The sequence below is a fragment of the Anabaena sp. FACHB-1391 genome (assembly GCF_014696755.1).
GTDB classification, from domain to species: Bacteria; Cyanobacteriota; Cyanobacteriia; order Cyanobacteriales; family Nostocaceae; genus Dolichospermum; species Dolichospermum planctonicum.
In genome coordinates this window covers 1-2355 of record NZ_JACJQS010000081.1, presented here as the reverse complement: position 1 = coordinate 2355, position 2355 = coordinate 1, and the positions used below count along the sequence as shown (strand labels likewise).

Sequence of the window (2355 nt, the reverse complement as noted above, 5' to 3'; positions counted from 1 at the left end):
TTTTCCTAAAAGTGCTTCTAATTCGGTATTTCTGTTTTGATTTCCTAAACCTTGATGAAATAATTTTAGCAGGAAATAACGATAAAATGAATAAAACTGATTATTTTCTTTGTTTTCTTGACATTGATTTAATTTGGTTCTCAAATAATCTAAATCATTATTTAAAAAACCTTTACGTTGAATAAAGTAAATGAACATTAAACGGTTCAGCATTAAGGAAGCGTACCATTCTTGATCACATTTCACGGGAATACCGTTAATAAAATCTAAAAATGTTTTATATTCCTTTTTGAATTGATCATAAAATTTCTTAGTGATTTTATCTATTAATATTTTATTATTTTTTGTGTTAATTATCTCTTTAATTGTCATCACTTTTAATTATGCTGAGATGTTTTTAAAACTTTATTCGCTAGTCCTAAATAAAATCTGCTAAACAACTACCTAATTTTAAATTTTCTATATGTTGAAAATCACTATCATAAGTAAATAAGATTAAATCATGTTGAATTGCTGTAGCTGCAATCCAAATATCATTAGTCGGTATAGGTTTACCTTTTTTTCTTAATTGATGGTAAATTATAGCATAATATTCTGATGTTTTTTCATCTATAGGAAATATTTTTATTCTACTAGATTCTAAAAATTTTTCTAATTCATAACAGTTAGTTTCTTGTTTATTTCCTAAAGCAAAACCTCCTAATAATTCTCCTATAATGATTGTATTTATGGCAATAATATCTACATTTTCAATTATTTCAACTGCTTCATTTTGATGACGTTTAAAAGCAGTATAAGCATTTGTATCTATTAAAATTGATTTTATAGCCATAATTTTTGATCTATTTCATTAAATTGTTTAGTATTAAGTAAAAATTCAATTTCATCTTCTTCACTCCATGTTCCCGCAAGATAATCTAAATCATGATAAGGGTAAGAATTAGAGAGATGTTTTTCTGGGGATGATATAATTCCATTTTTTACATGATTTATTTTATCTGTAAACTCTTTTATCCACTGATAAAGGTTATTCAGTTCTTCTTCTGGTATTTTGTCAATTTCTGCTTGAATAAGTTCTTTTACAGTCATAAAGTTTACTCCTGTTGTTAATTTGCATATTATAACACTTTTATCAATTGTTAATTATCTTTATCTCCTAATTGTTTGTAAATTACTTTACTAGTAATTTTATACAAGTATGAGTTGAACGCAGATAAACGCAGATAAACGCAGATAATTTTGTACTTTATTATACTAGGAAAGGTTATATTAATTATCAATTATCCTCTTCTTCTAGTTCTTTACCCATGCGATATTTTATATCATAGTTGATGATAAAGTCTAATTCTGCTTCTGTAAGTCCATAATGTTCTGCTAATATTTTATCTATTTCATCTATGATAGGTTTGGATAATTTGGGATAATACTCATCATAAATTACTTTACCAGTGGTTTTGTATGATGCTTCTTTGCGAAATGAATTTTTCTGGAAATCTTTCATTAATTTATCTGTTAATGTTATCAGTTGGTTTTTAATATCTGTAGACATTTTATCTAAACCTACAGGGAAATTTTCTATTTCTCTCATGTTTAAATGACGACAATCAGATAAAATAATAAACCACCAATAAAATAAAGAACTATTTAAAATAGCTACTACAGTTAAACTATCTAATTCTGTTTTTAAATATATTGGTTTAACCTGTGATGATATTTTATTTCCTTCCTTTTCATTCCAAAAATAGGGAATAAAATTCATAGCTCTTATCCAATAACGAGGAGCATTATGAAAATAAATAACCTCTTCTTTTTCTTTATACAGAAATTTATTTAAACTACTAAAATGTGCTATTTTTCCCCAAATACTATTCTCTATATAACAGTGCAATTTAGCAAAAGAATTAGTAAATTTAATTTGAGAAATATCAATATATTCCAATATCTTCAATAAATTTGGTCTTAATTCATGATACCAATGATGATATTTTGATGAATAAGTATTATTTGTATTAGATTTAATTCTCATTATATAAATTGCTAATCTTTGATCAACTCCATCAAATAATTTAGCAGGACGAATACAAAAACTTGATATCCATAAAGTTGACTTATTATTCATTTGACATTGTAATTCTTCCATTCTATCAGTACAAATTGCTGAATGAGGTATAATCATACCTGTTATACCTAAAATTTGTAAAAATTGATTGTTTCTTTCAATAACAAAACCATACAAATTACCACATTTTTCTGTTTGATAACCTTTAATTTCATAATCCTTTTTGACCTTACTATATTCCACATAAGGAGGATTACCAATAATCACATCAAAACCCCCACGACTAATAATACCAT

At 25.4% G+C, this 2355-nt stretch carries 3 protein-coding genes and 1 pseudogene; all 4 read right to left on the bottom strand.

Annotated elements, in window-relative coordinates; translation table 11 throughout:
* Positions 1-372 (bottom strand): annotated as a pseudogene (locus H6F62_RS20255) (hypothetical protein); the annotation flags it as partial.
* A gap of 46 nt (positions 373-418) precedes the next feature.
* Positions 419-832 (bottom strand): type II toxin-antitoxin system VapC family toxin, encoded by a 414-nt coding sequence (locus tag H6F62_RS20250; RefSeq protein ID WP_190372834.1) that lies wholly within the window; start codon positions 830-832, stop codon positions 419-421.
* Positions 823-1089, bottom strand: coding sequence for a hypothetical protein (locus tag H6F62_RS20245; RefSeq protein ID WP_190372833.1), 267 nt, complete (start codon positions 1087-1089; stop codon positions 823-825). The genes H6F62_RS20250 and H6F62_RS20245 overlap by 10 nt, the downstream gene beginning before the upstream one ends.
* A gap of 187 nt (positions 1090-1276) precedes the next feature.
* The coding region (locus tag H6F62_RS20240) for an Eco57I restriction-modification methylase domain-containing protein (RefSeq protein ID WP_190372832.1) at positions 1277-2355 on the bottom strand (1079 nt) is incomplete at its 5' end.

Bases quoted from the DNA above. Each gene is read 5' to 3' on its own strand.
- H6F62_RS20250 (WP_190372834.1), bottom strand. From the start codon at position 832: ATGGCTATAAAATCAATTTTAATAGATACAAATGCTTATACTGCTTTT.
- H6F62_RS20245 (WP_190372833.1), bottom strand. From the start codon at position 1,089: ATGACTGTAAAAGAACTTATTCAAGCAGAAATTGACAAAATACCAGAA.